Origin of the sequence: Streptomyces sp. NPDC050619, from assembly GCF_040654815.1 — a bacterium.
Taxonomy (GTDB): domain Bacteria; phylum Actinomycetota; class Actinomycetes; order Streptomycetales; family Streptomycetaceae; genus Streptomyces.
This window is the reverse complement of sequence record NZ_JBFAIR010000012.1, coordinates 14,724-38,693: the sequence shown is the minus strand read 5'-3', so window position 1 is coordinate 38,693 and position 23,970 is coordinate 14,724. Positions and strand designations below refer to the sequence as shown.

The 23,970-nt window shown below is 70.4% G+C and carries 19 protein-coding genes; 16 read left to right on the top strand and 3 right to left on the bottom strand.

All coding sequences use genetic code 11. From position 1 onward, the window contains the following. Nucleotides 1–742: 742 nt before the first annotated feature. The 3 genes from AB0I77_RS20865 (at nucleotide 743) to AB0I77_RS20855 (ending at nucleotide 7,435) form a co-directional block, all read left to right on the top strand. Nucleotides 743–3,184: a LuxR C-terminal-related transcriptional regulator gene (locus tag AB0I77_RS20865; protein WP_363284112.1), complete on the top strand. Its 2,442-nt coding sequence runs from the start codon at nucleotides 743–745 to the stop codon at nucleotides 3,182–3,184. An 81-nt stretch (nucleotides 3,185–3,265) separates the two neighbouring features. Further along, nucleotides 3,266–6,808, top strand: coding sequence for a carboxylic acid reductase (car, locus tag AB0I77_RS20860; protein ID WP_363284111.1), 3,543 nt, complete (start codon nucleotides 3,266–3,268; stop codon nucleotides 6,806–6,808). Nucleotides 6,809–6,907: 99 nt separating this feature from the next. After that, entirely contained in the window at nucleotides 6,908–7,435 is a 528-nt protein-coding gene (locus AB0I77_RS20855; RefSeq protein WP_363284110.1) for a hypothetical protein, read from the top strand. Nucleotides 7,436–7,452: 17 nt separating this feature from the next. Here the strand turns inward: AB0I77_RS20855 and AB0I77_RS20850 are convergent, their stop codons facing one another. Beyond that, on the bottom strand, nucleotides 7,453–8,847 hold the full coding sequence (locus tag AB0I77_RS20850) for a glycoside hydrolase family 43 protein (protein ID WP_363284109.1): 1,395 nt from the start codon (nucleotides 8,845–8,847) through the stop codon (nucleotides 7,453–7,455). A 248-nt stretch (nucleotides 8,848–9,095) separates the two neighbouring features. Between AB0I77_RS20850 and AB0I77_RS20845 the strand changes: the two genes are divergently transcribed. From AB0I77_RS20845 to AB0I77_RS20830, 4 genes are all read left to right on the top strand, one after another. Continuing rightward, complete coding sequence (locus AB0I77_RS20845; protein ID WP_363284108.1) at nucleotides 9,096–10,547, top strand: amidase; 1,452 nt, start codon at nucleotides 9,096–9,098, stop codon at nucleotides 10,545–10,547. Between the two features lie 413 nt (nucleotides 10,548–10,960). After that, complete coding sequence (locus tag AB0I77_RS20840) at nucleotides 10,961–11,179, top strand: hypothetical protein (RefSeq protein WP_363284106.1); 219 nt, start codon at nucleotides 10,961–10,963, stop codon at nucleotides 11,177–11,179. 133 nt (nucleotides 11,180–11,312) lie between these two features. Next, nucleotides 11,313–12,815: an SPFH domain-containing protein gene (locus tag AB0I77_RS20835; RefSeq protein ID WP_363284104.1), complete on the top strand. Its 1,503-nt coding sequence runs from the start codon at nucleotides 11,313–11,315 to the stop codon at nucleotides 12,813–12,815. Between the two features lie 38 nt (nucleotides 12,816–12,853). Then, on the top strand, nucleotides 12,854–13,300 hold the full coding sequence (locus tag AB0I77_RS20830; RefSeq protein ID WP_363284103.1) for a type II toxin-antitoxin system PemK/MazF family toxin: 447 nt from the start codon (nucleotides 12,854–12,856) through the stop codon (nucleotides 13,298–13,300). A gap of 179 nt (nucleotides 13,301–13,479) precedes the next feature. Here the strand turns inward: AB0I77_RS20830 and AB0I77_RS20825 are convergent, their stop codons facing one another. Further along, nucleotides 13,480–14,310: a TIGR02452 family protein gene (locus tag AB0I77_RS20825; RefSeq protein WP_363284102.1), complete on the bottom strand. Its 831-nt coding sequence runs from the start codon at nucleotides 14,308–14,310 to the stop codon at nucleotides 13,480–13,482. Between the two features lie 306 nt (nucleotides 14,311–14,616). Here AB0I77_RS20825 and egtA point away from each other — a divergent pair, with 306 nt between their 5' ends. From egtA to AB0I77_RS20800, 5 genes are all read left to right on the top strand, one after another. Continuing rightward, nucleotides 14,617–15,969 carry an ergothioneine biosynthesis glutamate--cysteine ligase EgtA gene (gene egtA / locus AB0I77_RS20820; protein WP_363284100.1) on the top strand — a complete coding sequence of 451 codons (1,353 nt, stop codon included), beginning with the start codon at nucleotides 14,617–14,619 and terminating at the stop codon, nucleotides 15,967–15,969. Further along, nucleotides 15,966–17,315 carry an ergothioneine biosynthesis protein EgtB gene (gene egtB / locus AB0I77_RS20815; RefSeq protein ID WP_363284099.1) on the top strand — a complete coding sequence of 450 codons (1,350 nt, stop codon included), beginning with the start codon at nucleotides 15,966–15,968 and terminating at the stop codon, nucleotides 17,313–17,315. The genes egtA and egtB overlap by 4 nt, the downstream gene beginning before the upstream one ends. Further along, nucleotides 17,315–18,127, top strand: coding sequence for an ergothioneine biosynthesis protein EgtC (gene egtC / locus AB0I77_RS20810; RefSeq protein WP_363284098.1), 813 nt, complete (start codon nucleotides 17,315–17,317; stop codon nucleotides 18,125–18,127). Before egtB ends, egtC begins: the two co-directional genes overlap by 1 nt. After that, nucleotides 18,124–19,086, top strand: coding sequence for an L-histidine N(alpha)-methyltransferase (egtD, locus tag AB0I77_RS20805; RefSeq protein WP_363284097.1), 963 nt, complete (start codon nucleotides 18,124–18,126; stop codon nucleotides 19,084–19,086). Before egtC ends, egtD begins: the two co-directional genes overlap by 4 nt. 102 nt (nucleotides 19,087–19,188) lie before the next feature. Then, nucleotides 19,189–19,404 (top strand): dodecin, encoded by a 216-nt coding sequence (locus AB0I77_RS20800; protein WP_363284096.1) that lies wholly within the window; start codon nucleotides 19,189–19,191, stop codon nucleotides 19,402–19,404. 34 nt (nucleotides 19,405–19,438) lie between these two features. Here the strand turns inward: AB0I77_RS20800 and AB0I77_RS20795 are convergent, their stop codons facing one another. Beyond that, nucleotides 19,439–19,930: a hypothetical protein gene (locus AB0I77_RS20795; protein ID WP_363284095.1), complete on the bottom strand. Its 492-nt coding sequence runs from the start codon at nucleotides 19,928–19,930 to the stop codon at nucleotides 19,439–19,441. 96 nt (nucleotides 19,931–20,026) lie between these two features. Between AB0I77_RS20795 and AB0I77_RS20790 the strand changes: the two genes are divergently transcribed. From AB0I77_RS20790 to rpmF, 4 genes are all read left to right on the top strand, one after another. Beyond that, on the top strand, nucleotides 20,027–21,232 hold the full coding sequence (locus AB0I77_RS20790; RefSeq protein WP_363284094.1) for a right-handed parallel beta-helix repeat-containing protein: 1,206 nt from the start codon (nucleotides 20,027–20,029) through the stop codon (nucleotides 21,230–21,232). A gap of 489 nt (nucleotides 21,233–21,721) precedes the next feature. Next, the gene (locus AB0I77_RS20785) at nucleotides 21,722–22,102 is read left to right on the top strand and encodes a DUF485 domain-containing protein (RefSeq protein ID WP_363284093.1); all 381 of its coding nucleotides are present in this window, start codon (nucleotides 21,722–21,724) and stop codon (nucleotides 22,100–22,102) included. Continuing rightward, nucleotides 22,096–23,691 (top strand): cation acetate symporter, encoded by a 1,596-nt coding sequence (locus AB0I77_RS20780; protein ID WP_363284092.1) that lies wholly within the window; start codon nucleotides 22,096–22,098, stop codon nucleotides 23,689–23,691. The genes AB0I77_RS20785 and AB0I77_RS20780 overlap by 7 nt, the downstream gene beginning before the upstream one ends. Before the next feature lie 104 nt (nucleotides 23,692–23,795). After that, complete coding sequence (rpmF, locus tag AB0I77_RS20775; protein ID WP_010043581.1) at nucleotides 23,796–23,966, top strand: 50S ribosomal protein L32; 171 nt, start codon at nucleotides 23,796–23,798, stop codon at nucleotides 23,964–23,966. Nucleotides 23,967–23,970: the final 4 nt, after the last annotated feature.

Sequence of the window (23,970 nt, the reverse complement as noted above, 5' to 3'; positions counted from 1 at the left end):
CTCCTGCCTGCCGCGTGCCGCGCAGCCGCACCTGCCATGCCGGGCTGTTGCGCCCCGTCCGCACCTGTCGTCATCGTCATTCCGCTACCGTCCGGCCGTCCGCCGCCGCGTCATCGAGCGTGGCCGGCAGCCTCAGCAAGTCGTCTCCGCCCCCGCGTCGAAGAGAGCGCCGTCGGCGGGCGTCGGCCGGTTCGGATGGCCTGGAAGCGACGCGGGACGGCGGCCAGAGGCACTCGGCCACCCTTCGGAATGGGCGTGGACTTGCTCACCGCCGGAGAATGTTCGGCTGTGATTCGTGACACCACTCAGGAATGCTCAGCCCGGCATCCCGTCGCACAACGCCACCCCTCTCTCGGAGATTCAATCCCTAACGGCACGCCGCCTCGGAGTCCTGTACTCCCGCCCAACCATCACCGCCGAAGCCGACGACTGTCACCACCTGAGCAGGTAGGTTTACGGGGAGTGAGTCGACAGGCAACTACTCAAGTGGGTAGCGCACTCGAGATGCGCCATTGCCTGTGGCTGCATCTATCCACACGTCAGTCATCCTCCGGTCACAAAGAACGCATCAAGAACGGGTCAAGAAGGCGTGTTAATGTTCAAGCGTTCCACTAGCCGCCCCCCAACTCCCCACCCTCCACGCCTTTTCTGACGGATCGTCACTCCCCACAAGATCCATCAATGCGCCAGGTGCGGGACACGCTGTCGTTCAATGCCTGATCAACACTGAACACGAATTCACGTGAGGTCACGTGTGTCAAACAGTCCCCTACGCGGTCGTTCCAAAGAAATAGAACTCGCCCTCCAGGCATTGGCCGAAGCCGAATCCGGCCACGGTGGCGTGATATTGGTCTCCGGAGACGAAGGCTGCGGGAAAACGCGCCTTGTGCAAGAGATCTGCCATATCGCCGAGAAGCGCGAATTCACCGCCGTCCGAGCCGAGACCGAGACCTTCCCGCCACCGATCGCGGACCGCCCGGTGCTGGCCGTTCTCGACGACTTACACGTGTATGGGGATCAGGCCCTGCTCTCCCGGATGACGGCCCGGCTCGAGCAGTTGAGGCACCAGCCGCAGGTGTGGTTGCTCAGCCTGCGTGACGATGCGTACGGCCTGGACGTGCACCGGTTCGTCAGGGCGCTCGAGGAGTGGGGGTGCACCCGGCTCGACCTCGGCCTGCTCTCCCCGGACGCGGTAGGGGAACTCCTCACCGACATCCTGGGGGCCCCGCCCGACCCCGGTCTGCTGGAACTGGCCGACGAGGCAGGCGGCCACCCGCTGCTGACGGCGGCACTGGCCAGGGGCCTGCGCGAGGACGGCCAGGTGCGGGTAGTGGACCGGACGGCCGTCGCGACCTCCGCCGCGGTGCCGGAGCGGGTGCGCTCCACGGTGAACTGCCTGCTGAAGGACCTCGGCGAACAGGTCCAGGACATGCTGAGGACGGCGACCGTGCTGGGCCCGGAGTTCAGTGTCGGCGACCTGGCCGCGATCCTCGTCGACGTTCCTCCCGTCAGCCTGGCCGCACGCGTCCAGCGGGCCATCGACATGGGCGTGCTCGACTGCCGCAGCAACGACCGGCTCAACTTCCGGTACGAACTGGTCCGCAGGACGATCGTGGAAAGCACCGCACTGGGCGTACGCCAGGTGCTGTTGCACGCCGCGTCCGCGCCCGCCGACCGGCTCCCGCAGCCGAGCGTGCCCGGCCCTGCGGCCCACCTCCCGCCGGAGCCTCCCCGGCCCTCGGCCGCACCGGCGCCGTCCGCGCCGTCCGTGCTCCAGGAGGACAGCATCGCGGTCCTGTCCACCCGCGCCGTCTCCTTGCTGTACGAGGGCCGGATGGATCAAGCCCGGGAGTCCGCGACCGCCCTGCTCCACGGCTGCGTGGCATCCGGGGCGGCGACGGGACAAGCGTTGGCGATGCTGGTCCACTCGGTGTGCGCCCGGATGGGCGGCCAGGCGGCCGAAGCCCTCCGCCTGAGCAGGAAGGCCGCCGCGATCATCCCGCCCGGGAAGTCGGACCTCATCGAAGAACTCATCACGAACTGTGTCGCGCTCGAGCTCTCCTTATTGGGCGAGACGGCCGAAGCGGAGCAGCTGCTGCGCAAGGTCGCCTGCTGGCAAGAGCCGTCCGGCGCACCACCCGCGAACCTGATTGTTGGGACGACCGCGGCGAGAATCATGAGCGTCAAGGGTGATCACCGGAAGGCCGACCGGTGGATCGAAGCCGCCATGGGCTTCGTCAACAAGCCCGAGAGGTGGCTGCTCCCCCTGGCCGGTGCCATCCGGGCACTTGCCGCCCTGCGCGGTGGCGAACTTCGCGTCGCGGAGCGGCTGGTGGCGCGCTGCCAGGCCGAGTCGGAACCCGACCGCCTCGCGCTCTATGCCCAGCCCGAGTGGGTCGACCTCCAGGTCACGACCGCACGGCACGGCGCGGCACGGGGCGTCGAACTGCTGACCGAGCAGTACGCGCATCTGATCGCCGGGCCGCTCCTCTTCGTGGAGGAACCGGGTGCGGCCCCCTGGATGGTCCGTACCGCCCTCGCCGCGAACGCCCCTCAGCCGGCCGAGGAGGTGGTCCGCGCGGTGCGCACGCTCGCCGACGACAACGCCGCCTTCCAGCCGCTGACCGTCTCGGCGCTGCACGCGGAGGGTCTGCTGCGCCGTGACGAGGCCGCCCTGGCCCAGGCCCGCAGTGAGCACCGCGACACCTGGGCCGCCGCCTGGGCCGCGGAGGACCTGGGCGTCCTGCTGCTCGACCGGGGCACTGGGGACGGCGCAGCCGGGCGACAGTTCGTCGCGGCGCGGGAGCTGTACGAAGAGGCCGGGGCGCTGACGGACGTCGCCAGGATCACCGGACGGCTCACCCGACTCGCACCGCCCGTGCGGTCCTCCGCCGTATCCGTCGATCGGCCGGCCGATCCGGGACAGACCCTCACAGGGTCCGAGCGCGCGGTGGCGGAGTTGGTCGTGCTGGGCATGACGAACCGTCAAGTCGCCGGAAAGCTGCATCTGTCCGCGTACACCGTCAACTACCACCTGCGGAACATCTTCCGGAAGTTCGGCATCAAGTCCCGGGTGGAACTGGCCCGGTGGTACCAGGACTACACGGCGGGCATGATGCGGCCGGCCACGCCCGGGAGTTCCGGCCCCGCACGGCGCCTCCGCTCCGGCATCCGCTCGACCTAGTTCTCTGGCAGGCGACGTTCGCGCCTCCCCCCTGCCCTGTCCCGAATCCGCACAGAGAACAACAGAGAACAGGTGACGGCCATGCCCTCCACTCCCCATACCACCCCCTCCAGAACCACCCGAGCGGCCCGCCTCGTCGCGGAGCTGTCCGAGCACGATCCGCAGTACCGCCGTGCCCTGCCACTTCGCACCATCGGGGCGGCGGTGCGGGACGTCGGACGGGACCAGATACTGTCACGCACCGTCGCGACGATCATGGAAGGGTACGCCGAGCGGCCGGCCCTGGCGCAGCGGGCGACGGAGCGGGTGACCGACCTGGTCTCCGGGCGCACATCACTGCGGCTGCTCCCGGAGTTCACGACCGTCAGCTACGGCGAACTGTGGGCACGGGCCGGTGCCGTAGCGGCGGAATGGACGGCGGACGCGGGGCAGCCGCTCGTTCCGGGGGACTTCGTCGCGATCTACGGATTCACCAGCTGCGACTACGTGACCCTTGACCTGGCGTGCCTGCGGCTGGGGGCTGTGTCCGTGCCGTTGCAGTCCGGCGCCCCCGTCTCCCAGCTCGCGCCGATCGTCGCGGAGACCGGGCCGCGCGTTCTGGCGACGAGTGTCGAACTCCTGGACAGAGCCGTCGAGTTGGTGCTGTCCGCCGAGTCGTCACCGCGGCTGGTCGTGTTCGACCACCGCCCGGAGGACGATGCCGAACGGGAGGCGTTCGAAGCCGCGTGCACCCGGCTGGCCGGAGCCGGTCACCCCGCCCCCGACACACTGGAGACGGTGATCGGACGCGGACGCGACCTCCCGCCCGCGCCGCTGTTCACCCCCGGCCCCGAGGACAACCCCACCCGCCTCCTGATCTACACCTCCGGCAGCACGGGCACGCCCAAAGGGGCCATCTACACCGAACGGATGCTGCACAGATCGTGGGCCGGCTCCGTACCCATACCGGACGACGTGGCCTCGATAGTCGTCAACTACCTGCCCCTGAGCCATGTGGCGGGCCGCTCGTCGCTCGTGGAAACGCTCAGGCGGGGCGGTATCTCCTACTTCACGGCGAGGAGCGATCTGTCGACCCTGTTCGAGGACATCGCGCTCACCCGGCCGACGGCCCTGCTCATGGTGCCCCGCGTCTGCGACATGCTGTTCCAGGAGTACCAGGCCGAAATGACGCGGCGGGCAGCGGAGTTCGCCGACCGGGAGGCGCTCGACGCCGCCGTGAAGACGGACCTGCGGGAGCGCTTCGTCGGCGGGCGGCTGCTTCAGGCGCTCTGCGGCAGCGCGCCGCTCTCCGCCGAACTGCGGGAGTTCGTCCAGTCGTGCCTGGATCTGCCCCTGCTGGAGGGCTACGGCTCCACCGAGACCGGGTCGGTGCTGCTCAACACGCGGGTGCAGCGGCCGCCGGTGCTCGACATCAAGCTGGTCGACGTACCGGAACTGGGCTACTTCCAGACGGATTCGCCCTACCCGCGAGGTGAGCTGCTGCTCAAGACGGAGACCATCACGCCCGGGTACTACCGACGGCCCGAGGCGACGGCCCGGTCCTTCGACGAGCACGGCTTCTACCGGACCGGCGACATCATGGCCCGGGTCGGTACCGACCGATACGTGTACGTCGACCGCCGCAACAACGTGGTCAAGCTCGCGCAGGGCGAGTTCGTCGCACTCTCCCGTCTCGAAGGGGTGTACGTCACCAGCCCCCTCATCCGGCAGATCTTCGTCTATGGCAACAGCGAACGCGCCCACCTACTGGCGGTGATCGTGCCGACCGAGGACGCGATCGGCCGGGCGGCACACCCGCTCGGCCTCAGAGCATCGCTGAGCGAGGCCCTGCGAGAAGCGGCCCTCGACGCCGAGTTGAACTCGTACGAGATCCCCCGCGACTTCCTGATCGAGACCGAACCGTTCTCCCTGGAGAACGGCCTCCTGTCGGACACTCGGAAGAATCTGCCTCCCCGGCTCAGGGAACGCTACGGCGAGCGGCTCGAAGCGCTGTACGCCGAACTCGCCCAGGGGCAGGAGGACACACTGCGTGCGCTGCGCGACGGCGGACCGGACCAGCCCGTGTTCGAGACGGTCCGCCGCGCCGCGCAGGCGCTCCTCGGCTGCTCGACGGCGGAGCTGGACGCCGCCACCCACTTCACGGACCTCGGCGGCGACTCGATGTCCGCACTGTCCTTCGTCACGCTCCTGACGGAGATCTTCGGTGTCGAGGTGCCGGTAGGAGTGGTCCTCAGCTCGGCGAACGACCTCCGTTCCCTCGCGGACCACATCGAGACCGGCCGCACATCGGGGGCGAAACGGCCGACGTTCGCCACGGTCCACGGCGCGGGCAGCACCGAGGCACGCGCGGCCGATCTCAGGCTGGACAGGTTCCTGGACACCGAGACCCTCGCGGCCGCCCGGCAGTTGCCGCCGCCCGAGGAGGTCACCCCGCGGACCGTGCTGCTCACCGGCGCGAACGGCTATCTCGGCCGGTTCATGTGCCTGGACTGGCTGGAGCGGCTGGCCGGCACCGGGGGAAGGCTGATCTGCGTCGTGCGCGGCCGGGACGAGAGCGCCGCCCGAGCCCGCCTCGACAGCGCCTTCGACAGCGGTGACGCCGAACTGGTGCGCCGCTACCGGGAACTGGCCGCACACCATCTCGACGTTCTCGCCGGAGACATCGGTGAGGAGAACCTGGGTCTGGACAACGCGACCTGGCAGCGGCTGACCGAGGAGGTCGACCTCGTCGCGCACCCGGCCGCACTGGTCAACCACATGCTGCCGTATGAGCAGTTGTTCGGCCCGAACGTCGTGGGTACGGCCGAACTGATCCGACTGGCGATCACCACGAAGATCAAACCGTTCCTGTATCTCTCGACCGTCGGCGTAGCCCGCCAACTCGATGGGCCGGCCCTCGACGAGACGGGCGACATCCGTGAGCTGAGCCCCGTCCGCGCACTCGACGACACCTACGCCGGCGGTTACGGCACCAGCAAATGGGCGGGCGAAGTGCTCCTGCGACAGGCCCACGACCTGTGCGGCCTGCCTGTGGCCACCTTCCGATCGGACATGATCCTCGCCCACAGCCGCCACACGGGGCAGCTGAACCTGTCCGACGTGTTCACCCGCCTGGTGTTCAGCCTGCTACGGACCGGTATCGCGCCGGCGTCCTTCTACCGGACCGCCGGCCGCACGGGCTCCGGACGGGCCCATTTCGACGGGCTGCCCGTCGATTTCACCGCCGAAGCCGTCAACTCGCTCGGCGTGCGCGACTCCCGTGGGTATCGGACGTTCAATGTGGTCAACCCGCACGACGACGGCATTTCGCTGGACGATTTCGTGACGTGGCTCGTCGAGGCGGGTTACCCGATCCGCTGCCTGGCGGACTACGACGACTGGTTCGTCCGGTTCGAGACCGCGATCCGCGCACTGCCGGAACAACAGCGGCAGCACTCGATGCTGCCGCTGCTGCACGCGTTCCGCAGTCCCGTGGAACCCCTGCCCGGATCCGCGATGCCGGCCGACCGGTTCCAGGCCGCCGTACGGGAGGCCGGGATCGGCGTGGACAAGGACATCCCGCATCTGACACGCGAGTTGATCGTCAAGTACCCGGCCGACCTGCGTCAGCGGGGCCTGTTCTAGACCGCGGCGCGGGACGGGTCCCGGCGGCCCTCAGTTACGTTCCTCGCCAGACGGGCTGATCTCGTGGACAGCCGCTCGACACCAAAGGACTGGCCGAGGATGACGAACCGTCCGCGTATCGAGATAGTCGGTGTGATGCTCGGGTTGTCGGCGATGAAACTGACTGATCCGTTTGTTCATTCATGGTGGCCGGGCATGTTGATCGCTGTGAGCGTTGCCGCCCTCGGCGCCTTCGCCGTTGGACATGCTTTCAATAGCCTGCCTCTTGTTTCGGCTGCTCGGCTCGCCACCGTCGCGACGGTCATCATCTGCGGCGGCGGGGCTGTCGCCGCCGTCATCGCAGGGCCCCGAGCGAATGCCGGCCAGGAATTCGCCATAGTCCTGGCCGGCTATGTGATGTTGCGTCTCATCGGTGCGACGGTGGATCGGTTGACGTCGTGGGTGAACATCTCCTTGATCGCATCGTTCGTCGGGACCGCGGTAGGTCTGAGCACGATTCTCTTGGTGCTGGTGGCCCATCCGGACCTGTCCGTATGGGCCGTCCTGGGCATCGGGGCCGGCACCGGCTACCTGGAAGGCGTCATCACCGGATTCGCACTGCGGCCGGGGAGCATGCCTGCGCGATGAACGGCAAAGCGGAGCGCTCAGCCCCAGGCGCCCACCGGCACGAACGAGCTGTCCTGCCGGAACAGCTGCGTCCCGTCCGTCCGCTCCACCCGGAGTTGGTAGTTGTAGTGCCGCAGGTAGTAGCCGGGGTAGTTGTACGACTCGAAGCGGATCGAACCGCTGCTCGTGCCCGTGCGGGCGATGAACGTGGCGTCCCTGGCGAACGTCGATGTGCCGTCGTTCGCGTCGAAGCGGGCGCGGAAGTCCCAGTGGCGCAGGTAGTTGCCGGCGGCGTCACGGAAGGAGTAGCCGTTCGCGTCGGCGAGGCCGGCGGCGACCGTGAAGGTGGACGCCTGCTTCTCGGCGGTGGTGCTGGAGGTGCTCACCACGGGGAGGTTGAGCAGGGAGGACTGCGACTGCCAGTAGCGGGTGGAGAAGTTGGCCGACTGGAAGGACCGGGTCACGTTCTTCGCCAGGCTCGGGCCGCCCGAGACCGTCTCCCTGATCACCGTGAAGTGGCGTGCCGTACCGGAGACCGCCGGCAGCGCGGTCGGGGCGGACCAGGTGGCGAAGGCGTTGTAGCTGTCGCTGTAGTAGTAGGTGCCGTCACCGTAGCCGTCGAAGAAGATCCGCCAGCCGCCGTTGTCGAGCTGCACCAGCGCCGGACCCTCGCGGTAGCTGCCCCAGCCCGCCCAGTTGCCGGTCCGGCTGATCGTGTAGGGGCCGGTGAGCCTGGCGGCCGTCGCGTACTCGATGTACTTCGTCGTCTCGTTCTTCGTGAAGGCGTGGTAGGTCGAGCCGGTCTTCACGATGTACGTGTCGATGTGGTTCGCGCCGATGCCGGACAGGGCTACCGGTGAGCTCCATGCGGTCAGCGCCGAGTTCGTGGCCTTCAGCAGGTACGGCGTGAAGATCCACTCGTCGTTCGTGGTCGAGCAGGAGACGATGACGTTCACGCTGCCGTCGCTGTCGACGAACCACTCCGGCGCCCAGGCGCGGGACAGGTTGGCGATCGGGACCGTGTAGTCGTACAGGAAAGTCCAGTTGAGCCGGTCCGAGCTGCGGGCGAAGCCGATGGTGGTGCTCGGGTCCTGCCAGGTGTGGGTGGTGTAGGTGAGGTAGTAGTAACCGTTCGTGTGTTTGATGACGCTCGCGTCGCGGATGCGATTGCTGGGCGGCGTGTAGGCGGACGACTTGACGAGCCGGAAGTCGGTGGCGTCGTCCGACTGGTAGACGTTCACCGTGCCGTCGTCGCTGTTGAGGAACGGCACGATGGTGTAGCGGGTGGCGGAGCCGCTCGGCGGGGCGGCGGCCGAGGCCGTTCCGAGCAGGCCGGGCATCTCACCCAGGAGCACGGCCGAGGCGGGCACGGCGGCCAGCGCGCGCAGCAGGGTGCGGCGGGACGGTGGCGGCGTGGGGGGTCTGGTGGTCACGGGCGGCTCTCCCTCGGGGACACACGGCTCTGAGTGTCCGATATTTCGAACAAGGTTCGGGAAGTCGATCAGAAGGTAGGGGTGGGGTTCGGGCCCGTCAATGCTTTGCGCACGACTCGGCGAGCCCTGCGGGAAACCTGTGGCGTGCGCCGAAGCCGGGCACGGACGCGCCCGGGCGCGGGGGGCATTCCGCCGCACCCCCTCCGGACGTTACCGTTCGGTAGAGAACATCCTTGGAGGTGTCCCGCATGACGCTCGACCGTTCCGCAGGCCTCGCGGAGTCCGCCCGTGCGCTGGCCGCCGGGGAGGTGACGTCCCGGGCCCTCGTGGAGCAGGCCCTGGCGCGGATCGAGGCCACGCAGGGATCGCTCAACGCCTTCCGGATCGTACGGGGCGAGGCCGGGCTCGCCGAGGCCGAGGCCGCCGACCGGGAACTGGCCGCAAGAGCGGCCGGAGCCACCGGAGCCACCGGGGTGCGCAGACCGCTGCTCGGGGTGCCCGTGGCCGTCAAGGACGACATGGACGTGGCGGGCGAGCCGACCGCGTTCGGCTGCCAGGGCGAGTTCCCGCCGGTCGCCCGGGACGGCGAGGCGGTACGGCGGCTGCGTGCGGCCGGGGCCGTGATCATCGGTAAGACCAACACCTGCGAGTTCGGGCAGTGGCCGTTCACCGAAGGGCCGGCCTTCGGCGCGACCCGCAATCCGTGGAGCCCGGAGCACACGCCGGGCGGCTCGTCCGGTGGTTCGGCCGCCGCCGTCGCCGCCGGTCTCGTGCCGGCCGCGCTCGGCTCGGACGGCGCCGGTTCGGTGCGGATCCCGGCCTCCTGGACCCATCTGATCGGCATCAAGCCGCAGCGCGGCCGGATCTCCACCTGGCCGCGCGGCGAGTCCTTCCAGGGCATCACGGTCAACGGCACGCTGGCCCGGACGGTAGGCGATGCGGCCCTGCTCCTTGACGTGGCGAGCGGCAACCACGCACTCGACCCGCACCGGCCCTCGCCCGTCCACGCCTCCGAGGCGGTCGGCCGCGACCCCGGCCGGCTGCGCATCGCCCTCTCCCTGAAGCCGCCGTTCACCGCCATGCCCGCGCGCCTTGAGCCCGAGGTGCGTGCGCGGGTCGTCGAACTCGCCGAGCGAATGAGCGACTTGGGCCACATCGTCGAGGAGGCCGACCCGCCGTACGGCCGCATCGGGCTGACCTTCGTGCCGCGCGCCACCGCCGGTATCGCCGAGCGGGTCCGCGAGGCACCCTTCCCCGCGCTCCTCGACCGCCGCACCCGCGGCGCCGCCCGGCTGGGCGGGCTGCTCGGCGGGGTTCCACTGCGGGCGGCCCGGCGTGCGGAGGCGGTCCTGCAACGCCGTATCGGACGGTTCTTCGAGACGTACGACGTGATCCTCGCGCCGACGACGGCCGCGCCCCCGCCGCGCATCGGAGCGCTGCTCGACCTGAGCGGGCTGGCCACCGACCGGGCGATGATCGCCGCGTGCCCCTACGCCTGGCCGTGGAACGTGCTGGGCTGGCCCGGCGTCAACGTCCCCGCCGGTTTCGTCACCGGCGGCCTGCCGGTCGGGGCGCAGCTGCTCGGGCCTGCGGACAGCGAGCCCCTGTTGGTCTCCCTGGCGGCGCAACTGGAGGCGGAGCTGCGCTGGCAGGAGGCGTGGCCGTCGCAGCGGGTCGCCTCGGACTTCCCCGCGGCGTAGCGATCGTTCGGCCCCGCCGAGCTTCGGATTCCCTGGCCGCGTGACGACCGTGCGCCGCCCGCACGCTTCGGACTCCTCGCCACCCAGCAACCACTCGCCCCGCCCCGCTTCCGACCCCCCGGCCACCTAACAACCGTGCCCCGCCCGCACCCTTCGGACCCCCCGCCACACAGCAACCACTCGCCCCAACCCGCTTCCGACCCCCGGCCACCTAACAACCGTGCCCCGCCAGCACCCTTCGGACCCCCCGCCACACAGCAACCACTCGCCCCAACCCCCTTCAGATTCCTCTGCCACCTAACAACCGTGCCCCGCCAGCACCCTTCGGACCCCCCGCCACACAGCAACCACTCGCCCCAACCCCCTTCAGATTCCTCTGCCACATACGAACCTTCGGCCCGTACCCTGTGACCATGGACGACGCGTCGATGGTCGGGCTCATGGGACGGGTCACCGGGACGATCGGGCCCGGGCTGGTCGGCGAGGTGATCGTCCGCGTGCGCGGCGGTGCCGAGCACTTCCTCGCCTACCCGGCCTCCGGTACGGAGCGCATCGAGCGGGGCACGGTGGTGATGGTCGTCGAGTACCTGCCGCCGCGAACGGTCTACGTCCAAGCGGCGTACGACAGTTGAGCCCGCTCCCCCGCAGGTGAGAGCGGGATGTATCAAGGTTTCGACAAGGATCCGTCAGCGTCTGTACCCCGGCGCCGTACAGGCGCACACTCCCTTCGTTCGGTGCCGAAAGGGCACCATCCAAAGGGGGCGAATGCCGATGGTTGTCGGCGTCGTTGCGGGTGCGGCTGTTCTCGCCGTTCTCGTCGTGATCGGTGTGTTCAAGATGATGTGGCGGGTCGCCGAACCCAATGAGGCCCTGATCATCTCCGGCTCCAAGCACAGGACAGAGGGCCTCGAAGAGGGGATGGGTTTCCGCATCGTCACCGGGCGCGGCACGCTGGTGCTGCCCGGCGTGCAGGCGGTGCGCAAGCTCTCGCTCGATCTGAACGAGACCGAGTTGCACGTGCACTGCGTGACCCGCCAGGGCATACCGCTCAAGGTGCGGGGCGTGGTCATCTTCAAGGTGGGCGACGACTTCGTGTCGATCGCGAACGCGGGCCGCCGCTTCCTCGACCAGCAGAAGCTGATGTCGGAGCGGGTGCACAACGTCTTCGCGGGTCATCTGCGGTCCATCGTGGGCGGGTTGACGGTCGAGGACATGATCCGCGACCGCGAGAAGCTCACCGGGCAGACCCGGGCGGCCTGCGGCACGGAGATGGAGAAGCTGGGGCTGATCGTGGACTCGCTCCAGATCCACGAGATCGAGGACCCCACCGGGTACATCCAGAACCTGGCCATGCCGCACGCGGCGGCGGTGCAGCGGGACGCGCGGATCGCGCAGGCGGAGGCGAACCGGCTGGCCACCGAGGCCGAGCAGCAGTCGTTCGCGCGGATGGCCGAGGCGACCCGGGACAGCGAGATCCTCCAGGCCGGCTACCAGGCCGAGCGCGACAACGCGGGGGCGAAGGCCCGCCAGGCCGGTCCGCTCGCCGATGCCGCGGCCCGGCAGGAGGTCGTCGTACAGGAGACGCGCGTCGCCGAGCTCGAGGCTCAGCGCCGTGAGCAGCAACTCCAGGCGGACGTCCGCAAACCCGCGGACGCGCAGGCGTACGAGAAGCGCACGCTGGCCGAGGCCGAGCGCGACGCGCGGATCTCGGCGGCGCAGGCCAAGGCGAAGGAGACGGAGCTGGCCGCCGCGGCCGAGGCGACCCGGGTCAAAGCGGCCGCGGGCGCGGAGGCCGAGGCGACCAAGGCGCGCGGTACGGCCATGGCGGCGGCGACCCGGGCCACCGGTGAGGCCGAGGCCGCCGCGGCCCAGGCTCGGGGGCTCGCGGCAGCCGAGGCGACCAAGGCCCAGGGGCTCGCGGAGGCGGAGGCCATCAAGGCGCGGGCCGCCGCCCTCGCCGAGAACCAGGAGGCGGTCGTCGCCCAGCAACTCGCCGAGAACTGGCCGGAGATCGTGAAGGCCGGCGCGTCCGCCTTCGGCAGCGTCGACAACATGGTCGTGCTCAACGGCGCGGACGGCATGGCGGACATGCTCGCCAAAGCGCTCACCATGGGCGGCACGGGGCTGGGCCTGGCCCGTCAGCTGCTCTCCTCGATGAACCAGAACGGGCAGGCTGCGAACGGGACTTCGCCGCTCAACGGGAGCGTGACTCCCGCGTCGCAGAAAGTCACGTCGCAGAAGGTCGCAGTGGAGCAGGACGAGGGGTGAGGTGAGAGGTTCCAGGCGGGGGCTCTAACGTTGCCTCCGTGACTGCGTCTACCGATGGATACGTTCCCGGCCGGCTCGGCCCCTCCGCCACTACCGAGGCCGACGCCCGCGAGGTGGGCCGGGTGCGCACGGAGTACTCGCCCGCGCACGACGGGGACCCGGATCCCGGCGAGATCGTCTGGACCTGGGTCCCCTTCGAGGAGAACGACGGCCGGGGCAAGGACCGCCCCGTGCTCGTCGTCGCCCGCGAGGCCGGCGGCACCTTCCTCGCCGTCCAGCTGTCGAGCAAGCGGCACGACGGCGACCGGGAGTGGGTACCGATCGGGAGCGGGCCCTGGGACCGCTCGGGCCGGGACTCCTGGGTGGACGTGGACCGGGTCCTGCGACTCCACGAAGCCGGCATGCGCCGCGAGGCATGCGCCCTGGACCGGATGCGCTTCAACCTGGTCCGCCACCGGCTGAGCGAGCGCTACGGCTGGAGCTGAGGGCGCCGGGCTCGACGACGGGACAGGCTACCTGCCGGCCGGCTCGACGGTAGGCCAGGCACCGACCGGCCGGCTCGACGACAGGCCAGGCACCGACCGCCGGACCCTACGCCAACCCACCCGCCCCGCCCCGCCCCGCCCCGCCCCTACGACCGAACCACGCCCAAATTACGCCCGCACTACGCCCGCACCTGACGCTCCGGAAACGCCCGTACGAACGCTCCCCGGACCACGTTCCCCGTCGTCCGGTCCAGGATCCCGAACGCCACGTGTTCGAAGGCCCCGGCGAACCTGCCGCCCGGGCCGAGCAGCGCGCGGAAGGCGTCCGCGACCTGTGTCGGATCGTTCTGGAAGACCCCGCAGCCCCATGCGCCGAGGACCAGCCGTCGGTAGCCGTGCGCGGCGGCGGTCTCCAGGACCCGCTCGGCGCGTATCGCGAGGGCCCGGGGCAGTTCGGACGCCCGGGCCGGTGCCGCCCGCATCACCACGCCGGCGTTCGGTGCGGCCGCGGTCAGGAATCCGACGGTGTACGGCTCGTCCAGCAGACGGCCCCGGTCGTCGCGGAAGACGGGCACGGCCGGTGAGTGGATGACACGGTCCGTGTAGAAGGGGTCGCGATGCGCGCGGTGGTGGTCGTAGAACTCCCGGACCCCGATCAGGCAGGTGTACAGCGCGGAAGCCCGGCACAGAGCCTCTTCCTGCGCCTGGGCGCCGTTGAGATAGCCGCCGCCGGGATTGCGGGCAGACGAGAAGTTCAGCACGCCCACCGGCCCGGCGAGGGCGATCCGACGGGCCGCCTCCAGGCTGCTCTCGCCCGTGACCTCGAATAACGTGTCCGCCGGAGAGATCGGTGGCACCTGCACGGGTTCCGGCCCGTGCATCCGCGTGCCGGCCCGTGCCGCCTCGATCGACTCGGCGATGGACACGTCGCGCCCGTCCGGCGCGCGGTAGGCCCCCGCGGCCACGATCTGCTCCGTCTGCTGCGCGATGCCACGCAGGCGCGCGCTCATGGCGCCACCCCCGTGTGCGCCATGACCGCGCGCGCCATGACTGTGCGTCCCGCGGCATCCCCCGTCGTGCTCATGAACGCATCCTGAGCGATTCTGGTCATGCTGTGCAACGGAGTTTCCAGGCCTGGACGCGGAAACGGAAAATAGCTGGCCAACACTCAGGAAACGGAGATCACCGGCCGTCGATCACGACGATGTGCCCCCTTGTGCGGATGAGCAAGAAGGTTTTGGGTGGGACGAGCTATGCCGGTCCGGCCCACCGGATCCCGGGCCGGCGGCATGGTGGAATCTCAGGAGGATCCCGACATGTCCGATACACCAAACGACTGTTCGGCGGGCGACTGTACCGCGCCCCGCACCGCCGTCAGCGAAGCCGAGGTGGAGGCCCTCGTCCGGGGCATCTGCTTCAAGACCGGCCCGCCCCGCACCGTCGGGGTGGAAGTGGAATGGCTCGTCCATGAGCTGCGTACACCGCGGCTCCCCGTGTCACCCGAACGACTCGAAGCGGCCTACGCCGCACTGCGGACCGTGCCTCTGAGGTCGGCGCTCACCGTCGAACCCGGCGGCCAGCTGGAACTGAGCTCGCCGCCCGCCGCCTCCCTGATGGAGTGCGTCGGTACCGTCTCCGCCGACCTCACCGCCGTCCGCGCGGTTCTCGCCGAGCACGATCTCGGTCTCGTCGGTCTCGGCCAGGATCCCTGGCACCCGCCCCGCCGGTTCCTGCGCGAGCCGCGCTACGACGCCATGGAGACCTCCCTCGACCGCACCGGCCCGGCCGGCCGGGCCATGATGTGCACCTCGGCCTCCGTCCAGGTGTGTCTGGACGCCGGGTACGAGGAGCCGGGCCCGCTCGGTCTCGGACGGCGCTGGTGGCTGGCTCACCAGCTGGGCGCGGTCCTGGTGGCCGCGTTCGCCAACTCCCCCGTGGCCGCGAGCGAACCCACCGGCTGGCTCTCCACCCGGCAGTTGCTGTGGATGCAGATCGGCGCCGGCCGCGCGGGTGCGCCCGCGCCGGACACGGACCCGCGCGCCGCCTGGGCCCGGCACGTGCTCGACGCCCCGGTGATGTGCGTACGGCGGGACGGCGGCCCGTGGGACGTGCCGGAGGGCCTGACGTTCCGGGAGTGGACCAGAACGGGGGCGCCCAGGCCGCCGACCCGGGAGGATCTCGACTACCACATCTCGACGCTGTTCCCGCCGGTGAGACCCCGCGGCCATCTCGAACTGCGCATGATCGACGCCCAGCCCGGCGAGGACGGGTGGATCGTGCCGCTCGCCGTCACGACGGCGCTGTTCGACGACCCGGAGGCCTGCGAGACCGCCTACCGGGCCGTGAAACCCCTGGCCGAGCGGGGCCGGTCGCGGCCCGCGCCGCACAATCCGCTGTGGCTCGACGCGGCACGGCACGGCATGGCCGACCCGGAGCTGCACGAGGTTGCCGTCGCGTGCTTCGCGGCGGCCCTGGAGGCCCTGCCCCGGCTCGGCGCCACCGCCGAGGTCACGGCCGCCGTCACGGCGTACCGGGACCGTTACGTCATCCCCGGCCGCTGCCCCGCCGACGACCTGCTCGACGACCTGCGCGGCACGGACCTCCCCGAGTCTCGGCTTCGGCCGACCGGGGGGACCCGCACCGCCCACGGGAAGGACCTCCGCACATGACCGACCCCGCCCTCGACACGGACACCGCCTCCGCCCTCGACGTCGACACGCTCCGCGACCGGGCGCTGACCACCCTGACCACCGCCCGGGCCCGCACCACGCTGCTGACCAGTTGCGTGGAGGGGCCCGACCTGACCGCCCAGCACTCGCCGCTGATGTCGCCGCTGGTGTGGGACCTCGCGCACATCGGCAACCAGGAGGAGCAGTGGCTGCTGCGGGCCGTCGCCGGGCAGGAGGCGATACGGCCCGAGATCGACAGCCTGTACGACGCCTTCGAACACCCGCGCTCCGAGCGGCCCTCCCTGCCCCTCCTGGCGCCCGTCGAGGCCCGCCGGTACGCCGCCGACGTGCGCGGCCGGGTGATGGACGTACTGGAGCGCTCCGCGTTCCACGGGACCCGGCTGACGGAGGCGGGCTTCGCCTTCGGGATGATCGCGCAGCACGAACAGCAGCACGACGAGACGATGCTGATCACCCATCAGCTCCGTAAGGGGCCCCAGGCCCTGACCGCCCCGGACCCGGAACCGGCGCCGCTGTTCACCGGACCGGCCGAAGTCCTGGTCCCCGGCGGCCCGTTCACGATGGGCACCTCGACCGAGCCCTGGGCGCTGGACAACGAACGCCCGGCGCACCGGCGTGAGGTGGAGCCGTTCTACATCGACACGACACCGGTGACGAACGCCGCGTACCAGGCGTTCATCGAGGACGGCGGCTACGACGAGGAGCGCTGGTGGACGGCGGCGGGCTGGGCCCACATCCGCCGGCACTCCATCCACGCACCGCTGTTCTGGCGCCGCGACGGCAAGCAGTGGCTCAGGCGCCGCTTCGGCGTCACCGAGGTCGTGCCGCCGGACGAGCCGGTACTGCACGTGTGCTGGTACGAGGCCGACGCCTACGCCCGCTGGGCCGGGCGGCGCCTGCCCACGGAGACCGAGTGGGAGAAGGCCGCACGGCACGACCCGGCCGGCGACCGCACGATGCGCTACCCGTGGGGCGACGCCGACCCGGCGCCCGAGCACGCCAACCTGGGTCAGCGGCACCTGCGCCCGGCGCCGGCCGGCAGCTATCCGGAGGGCGAATCCCCGCTCGGTGTACGGCAGTTGATCGGCGACGTGTGGGAGTGGACGGCGAGCGACTTCCTGCCGTATCCGGGATTTGAGGCGTTCCCGTACAAGGAGTACTCGGAGGTGTTCTTCGGGCCCGACCACAAGGTGCTGCGGGGCGGTTCGTTCGCCGTGGACGCGGTGGCCTGCCGGGGCACGTTCCGCAACTGGGACTATCCCATCAGGCGGCAGATCTTCTCCGGGTTCCGCACGGCCCGCTCGGCCGGCCCGGGAGCCGCCTGATGTGCCGTCATCTGGCGTATCTGGGCCCGGCCGAACCACTCGGCCGGATCCTCGTCGAGCCGCCGCACAGCCTGTACCGCCAGTCCTGGGCACCCAGACACCAGCGGTACGGGACGGTCAACGCCGATGGTTTCGGCGTCGGTTGGTACGCCGAGGGGGATCCGGTTCCGGCGCGCTACCGCCGGGCCGGGCCGATCTGGGCGGACCAGTCGCTCGCCGACCTGGCGCGGGTGGTCCGCTCAGGGGCCGTCCTCGCCGCGGTGCGGGACGCGACCCTGGCGGGCGCCGACGCGGAGGCCGCGGCGGCGCCGTTCGCCGCGGGCACCTGGCTGTTCAGCCACAACGGCGCGGTCGCCGGCTGGCCGCGCTCGCTGGCGCCCCTCACCCAGACCCTGCCCGCCGCCGACGTGCTGTCCCTGGAGGCGCGCAACGACTCGGCGCTGGTGTGGGCGCTGGTCCTGGCCCGGCTGCGCGGGGGCGACCTGGAGGGCCAGGCCCTGGCCGACACGGTGCTGGAGGTCGCCGCGGCGGCCCCCGGCTCCCGGCTGAACCTGCTGCTGGCCAACGGCGAGACCATCACCGCGACCGCCTGGGGCGACACCCTCTGGTACCTGTCGCAGCCGGGCCGCGGCATCGTCGTGGCCTCCGAGCCCTACGACGACGACCCGAACTGGCAGGAAGTCCCCGACCGCACCCTGCTCACGGCGAGCCGCACGGACGTACTGCTCACCCCGCTCAAGGAGCCGGGCGACGCCTTGGCGCCCGCACCACACGCACCCGCACCCGCATCCGCGAAGGAGCCCCGTACGTGAGTCCGTTCCTGCTCACTCGCACCCTGCCCGAGGACGCCACGGACGCCGCCCTGCGCGCCGACGTGCTCCAGGGCCTGACCCGCACCCCCAAGACACTGCCGCCGAAGTGGTTCTACGACGCGCACGGCAGCGACCTGTTCGAGCAGATCACCGAACTGCCGGAGTACTACCCCACGCGCGCCGAACGCGACATCCTCGTCACCCGCTCCGGCGAGATCGCCGCGGCGACGGGCGCCCGCACCCTGGTCGAACTGGGCTCCGGCTCCTCGGAGAAGACCCGGCACCTGATCGACGCGCTCACCGATCTGCGCACCTACGTCCCCGTGGACGTCAGCGAGAGCGCGCTCACGCAGGCCGGGCAGGCGCTGATCGCCGAGCGGCCGGGCCTGGACGTGCACGCGCTGATCGCCGACTTCACCGGCGGACTGACGCTGCCGCAGACGCCGGGTCCGCGTCTGGTGGCCTTCCTCGGCGGCACGATCGGCAACCTGCTGCCGGTCGAGCGCGCCGCGTTCCTGGCCTCCGTCCGCGCCCTGCTCTCCCCCGGTGACGCACTGCTGCTCGGCACGGACCTGGTCAAGGACGAGGAGGTCCTGGTCAGGGCGTACGACGACGCGGCGGGGGTTACGGCCGCGTTCAACAAGAATGTCCTGACCGTCGTCGACCGCGAGCTGGGCGCCGACTTCGATCCCGACGCCTTCGACCACGTAGCCCTGTGGGACGCCGAGAACGAGTGGATCGAGATGCGGCTGCGCTCCCGTACGGCGCAGACCGTGAAGATTCCCGCGCTCGACCTGGCGGTCGACTTCGCGGCGGGCGAGGAGCTGCGCACCGAGGTGTCGGCGAAGTTCCGGAAGGAGGGTGTGCGCGCCGAGCTGTCCGCGGCCGGTCTGGACCTGGCCCACTGGTGGACGGACGGCGAGGGCCGGTTCGCGCTGTCGCTGAGCGTGGTGCGGTGACGGGGCCGCGACGGGTCGTCTCGCGCTCCGTCGCGGCTTGGGGCACGGTGGAGTGACGCCGGATACGCGTGACAGTGCCGTCATCGCGGAGAGGAGCCCCGTATGTCGAACCACACCTACCGCGTCACCGAGATCGTCGGCAGCTCGCCCGAGGGCGTGGACCAGGCCGTCCGCAACGCCATCTCCCGTGCCTCGCAGACCCTCCGCAACCTCGACTGGTTCGAGGTGACCCAGGTGCGGGGCCAGATCGGGGAGGGGCAGGTCGCGCACTGGCAGGTCGGTCTGAAGGTCGGCTTCCGGCTGGAGGAGCCGGACTGACCCGGCAAAGCCTGACGGCCCTGGCAACAGGGCCTCAGGTCCGCCCCTCCCGCTCCTGCGCCACCTTCAGCGCGGCCGACGGGGCCGTCCAGCGCGCCCGTACGACGGTGAACCCCGCCCGTTCGGCGTCCTCGCACACCAGCTCGTCGTCGTCCACGAGCACCCGGATCTCGCGGGTGCTCGCGAGCCGGCGGAGGATCTCCAGCTTGGTGCGCCGGGCGGGCCTGCGGTCGCCGTCGCGCCGCATGTACACGCGCCCTTCGGGCAGCCCTTGCGCGTCGAGCCAGTCGAGCGTGTCGCGCCGGCAGCGTTCGGGCCGCCCGGTGAGGTAGACGACCTCGCACTCCACCGCGCTCTCCAGGACCAACGCGATGCCCTCGGCGAGCGGCGGATCCTGCGGCGCGGCGGCGAAGAAGGCGTCCCAGTCGCGCGGCTTGCGCTCGAGGAACCGCTGCCGGTGGGCCGTATCGGCAAGGGTGTTGTCGAGGTCGAACACGGCGAGCGGTCGCTTGCTGCTGTCGGTCACCCCACCAACCCTAGACGTGCCCGCACCCGGCAACCTTCCCGCCCCGGGCGGCCACTGCTGTGCGACATGGCATGCACGGCGGAGGCGGGAGGCCCCATGCGCAACACATCGATCTGGACGGCGGCACTGGTGAGCGCGGCGCTGGTGACGGGATTAGGACCGGTGGGCGAGGCGTCCGCCGCGGCGACGACCCTGGTCGTGGCCACGAACGGCGACGACTCCGCGCCGGGGACGCCCGCCCAGCCGCTGCGGACCGTCCAGCGGGCCGTGGACCTGGCGAAGCCCGGCGACACCATCGCGGTACGCGGCGGCACGTACGCCCTCACCGACAACATCACCATCACCACCTCGGGCACCGCGTCCCAGCCCATCACGCTCGGCGCGTATCAGGGCGAACGGGTGGTGATCGACGGCGAACAGCTGCCCGCGAGCCACACCCCGGTCGGCGGGAGCATCCCGCGGGCCGAGCGCGGGGCGATCCACCAGGAGGCGTCGTACTGGCGGATCTCGGACCTGGAGATCGTGAACGGGCCGTACGGCGTGTACTGCGACGGTTGCAACGGCAATGTCTTCGCGCGCCTGAAGACCCACGACAACTACGAGTCCGGCTTCCAGCTCCAGGGCGCGTCCAGCAACAACCAAATCCTGAATCTGGACAGTTACGGCAACCGCGACCCCCGTAAGAACGGCGAGAGCGCGGACGGTCTCGCGATCAAGGAGGGCAGCGGGACGGGCAATGTGGTGCGCGGCGCACGGCTGTGGAACAACGTCGACGACGGCTTCGACGCGTGGAAGTTCACCTCGCCGGTCGTGGTCGAGAACACGGTCGCGTACGGAAACGGTTTCAACCGCTGGAACTTCCCCGACTTCGCGGGCGACGGCAACGGCTTCAAGCTCGGCGGGGGCAGTCCGGCGCCCGCGGTGGCCCACACCCTGCGTAACAGCACCGCCTTCAAGAACGCGGCGCACGGCATCACGGACAACGGCAATCCGGGTGCTCTCGCCCTGACCCGCAACTCCACGTACTCCAACGCGCGTACGGGCTTCGACGTGGACACCTCGGGCGCCAAGGCCGTCCTCACCGCCAACCTGTCCATCGCCGACGCCCGCGCCGCGGCGCTCGGTTCAACGACGGTCTCCAGCGGCAACTCCTGGGACCTGGGCGGCACTTGGAACGCCTCCTCGGTCCTGAGCACGGACCCGGCGCCGCTCACGGGCTCGCGTGCGGCCGACGGCTCGCTGCCGTCGGCGCCGTCGTTCCTGGTCCCGCGCAGCGGCGCGAACATCGGCGCCCGCTTCTGACCGGCCGGCCGGGCTGTCTCGGATGCGGCGCGAACGAGACAGCCCGGCCGAGGTCGTGGTCCGTACTATTCGTCCGCCCGCCCTATTTCCGCAGGTTACACGGCGGCACGGTTGCACGAAGGGGCCATGAATAGGCCAGGGGCACCCCTAATTCGGCCTCCCCGGTTGATTGCCCAAGGATCCCGCTGACATACTCCGCTTCCTACCTCGCCATCACCATTGACGAGGTTCAAGGGGATCACACACGGAGCCCCGAGGAGATGTAGGCGAATCCGAACATCAGGGAATTCGGATTCACGAACCCCCCACACAACCCGCACCCTCGACCACGCGTCCGGCGCCGCTCTCACCACCCCCAGGAGCTGGACGGCCGGCGGCTCGAAGGAGTCGCGTGCGGGGACATGCAGCAGACAAGAAGGTTCATCTGTGCCCGAATTCTCACCGTGGTCCGACAACACATCCACATTTCACACCCCAAACGCCGAACCCATGAATTCCCGGCGCATATCGGACGATCCAGAATTCCGTGCGCTGCGCCGCACGCAACGCCGGTTCGGGACGCTGGCGACGGTCCTGTCCGTCGGCGCATTCCTGCTGTACGTCCTGTTGTCGGGTTTCGCTCCGGCGATGATGAGCCAGCCCCTGTTCGGTCACTTCACGATCGGCCTCGCCCTCGGCCTGGGGCAGTTCGTCGTGATGGCCGTGACCGTGTGGCGCTACCTCCAGCACATGCGCACCGAGGTCGACCCGCGCGCCCGCCGCCTGAGGACGCAACTCCACAGCGAGACCCGTCCTCCGCGTAGTGCCGCACCGCCTCCCGCGGCCGGGCGCGCTCCCCACCAGGGTTCGAGGGGGTACCGCACGTGGTGACCCAGTCCGCCGGCGTCGCCGACGAGTTCAGTCTCCAGCTGACGTTCATGCTGTTCCTGTCGGTGGTCGTGGTCACCCTGTTCTCGGCGCTGCTGACCGCCCCTCAGCGCGATGAGATCAGCGAGTTCTACCTCGGCAACCGCACCATGTCGCCGTTGCGCAACGGCCTCGCCATGTGCGGGGACTACCTGTCCGCCGCGACCCTGCTGGGCAGCACCGGACTGGTGGCCCTGACGGGGTACGACGGGCTGATGTACCTCGGCGGCACCGTCGTCGCCTGGATGATGGTGCTGCTGCTGATCGCCGAACCCCTGCGCCGGGCGGGGAAGTTCACGCTGGGCGACACGGTGGCTCTGCGCATGCCCCGGCAGCACCGGCCGGTGCGGCTCGCGCTGTCCGTGTGTGTCCTGGTCATCACGACCCTCTACCTGGTAGCTCAACTCGTCGGCAGTGTGGCTCTGTTGACCCAGTTCACGGGCGAACCCAGCGCCACCACCCGCACGTTGTGCGTCGTGGTGATCGGCACCATCGTCATCGTGTACGCCTCCATCGGGGGCGCTCCCGGAGCGACCTTCATCCAGGTCATCAAGGCCGCCATGCTGGTGGCGGGCATCACCGTCACCGCGGTCCTGGTTCTGCACCGCTTCGACTGGAACGTCGACGCCCTGCTCACCGCGGCCGCGGGCCGCAGCGGGACCGGCCTGGAGTTCCTCGAACCCGGGCTGCGCTACGGCGCCAGCACCACCAGCAAGCTGGACTTCTTCAGTCTGCAACTGGCCATCGTCCTCGGGCTCGCCGCGCTCCCCCACATCCTGATGCGGCTGCTCGCCCCGCGCAGTGTCGGCGTACTGCGCTCCTCCCTCGTGTGGGCCGTGGGCCTGGTCGGCCTGGTCTGCTTCGCGGCCGGCATCCTGGGTCTCGGCGCCACCGGCATCATCGGCCGGGACACCATCGACAGCACGGACCACACCGGCAACGCCACCGTCCTGCTCCTCGCCGCCGAACTGGGCGGCAGCGTCCTCACCGCCCTCCTGTCCTGCCTGGCCTTCGTCACCCTGCTCGCCGTCGCGACCGGTCTCACCCTCGCCGCGGCCTCCTCCCTCGCTCACGACCTGTACGGCGAGGTGATCCGCAAGGGCAAGGCGAGCGAGACGGAGGAGCTGACCGTCGCCCGGCTGGGCGGCGCCGTCATCGGCATCCTGGGCATGCTGCTCGCCCTCGTCGTCTGGGGGGCCAACACCGCGACGCTGGCCTTCCTCGCCTTCGCCATCGCGGCGTCGGCGATCCTGCCGACGCTCGTGTACACCCTCTTCTGGCGCCGCTTCACCGCGCAGGGGGCACTGCTCAGCCTCTGCGGCGGGCTGCTCTGCTCGGTCCTCCTGACCGTGTTCTCCCCCGTCGTCTCCTCCACCCCTGACTCGTTCTACCCGGACGCCGATTTCGCCTGGTTCCCCCTCCAGAACCCGGGCCTCGTCTCCATCCCGGCGGGCTTCTTCCTCGGCTGGCTCGGCTCGGTGCTGACCAAGCATCAGGAGCCCGACGTCTACGAGGACTTCGAGGTGAAGATGCTCGTGGGTGTGGAGGAGTGAGACAGCGTCGGAGGGTCGGCGGGCGTCTGCCGACCCTCCGAAATTGTTAATGGGATCCATTTTCATGTAGCGTCCTCGGTGCCCACCCACCGAGGAGGACCCTCATGGCAGTTCCCAAGCGGAAGATGTCCCGCAGCAACACCCGCCACCGCCGCGCGCAGTGGAAGGCCGCCACCCCGACGCTCGTGCCGGTCACGGTCGACGGCGTGCGCCACCTGGTACCGCAGAACCTGGTCAAGGCGTACGAGCGCGGGCTGCTGCGCCCCGAGGGCTGAGCGC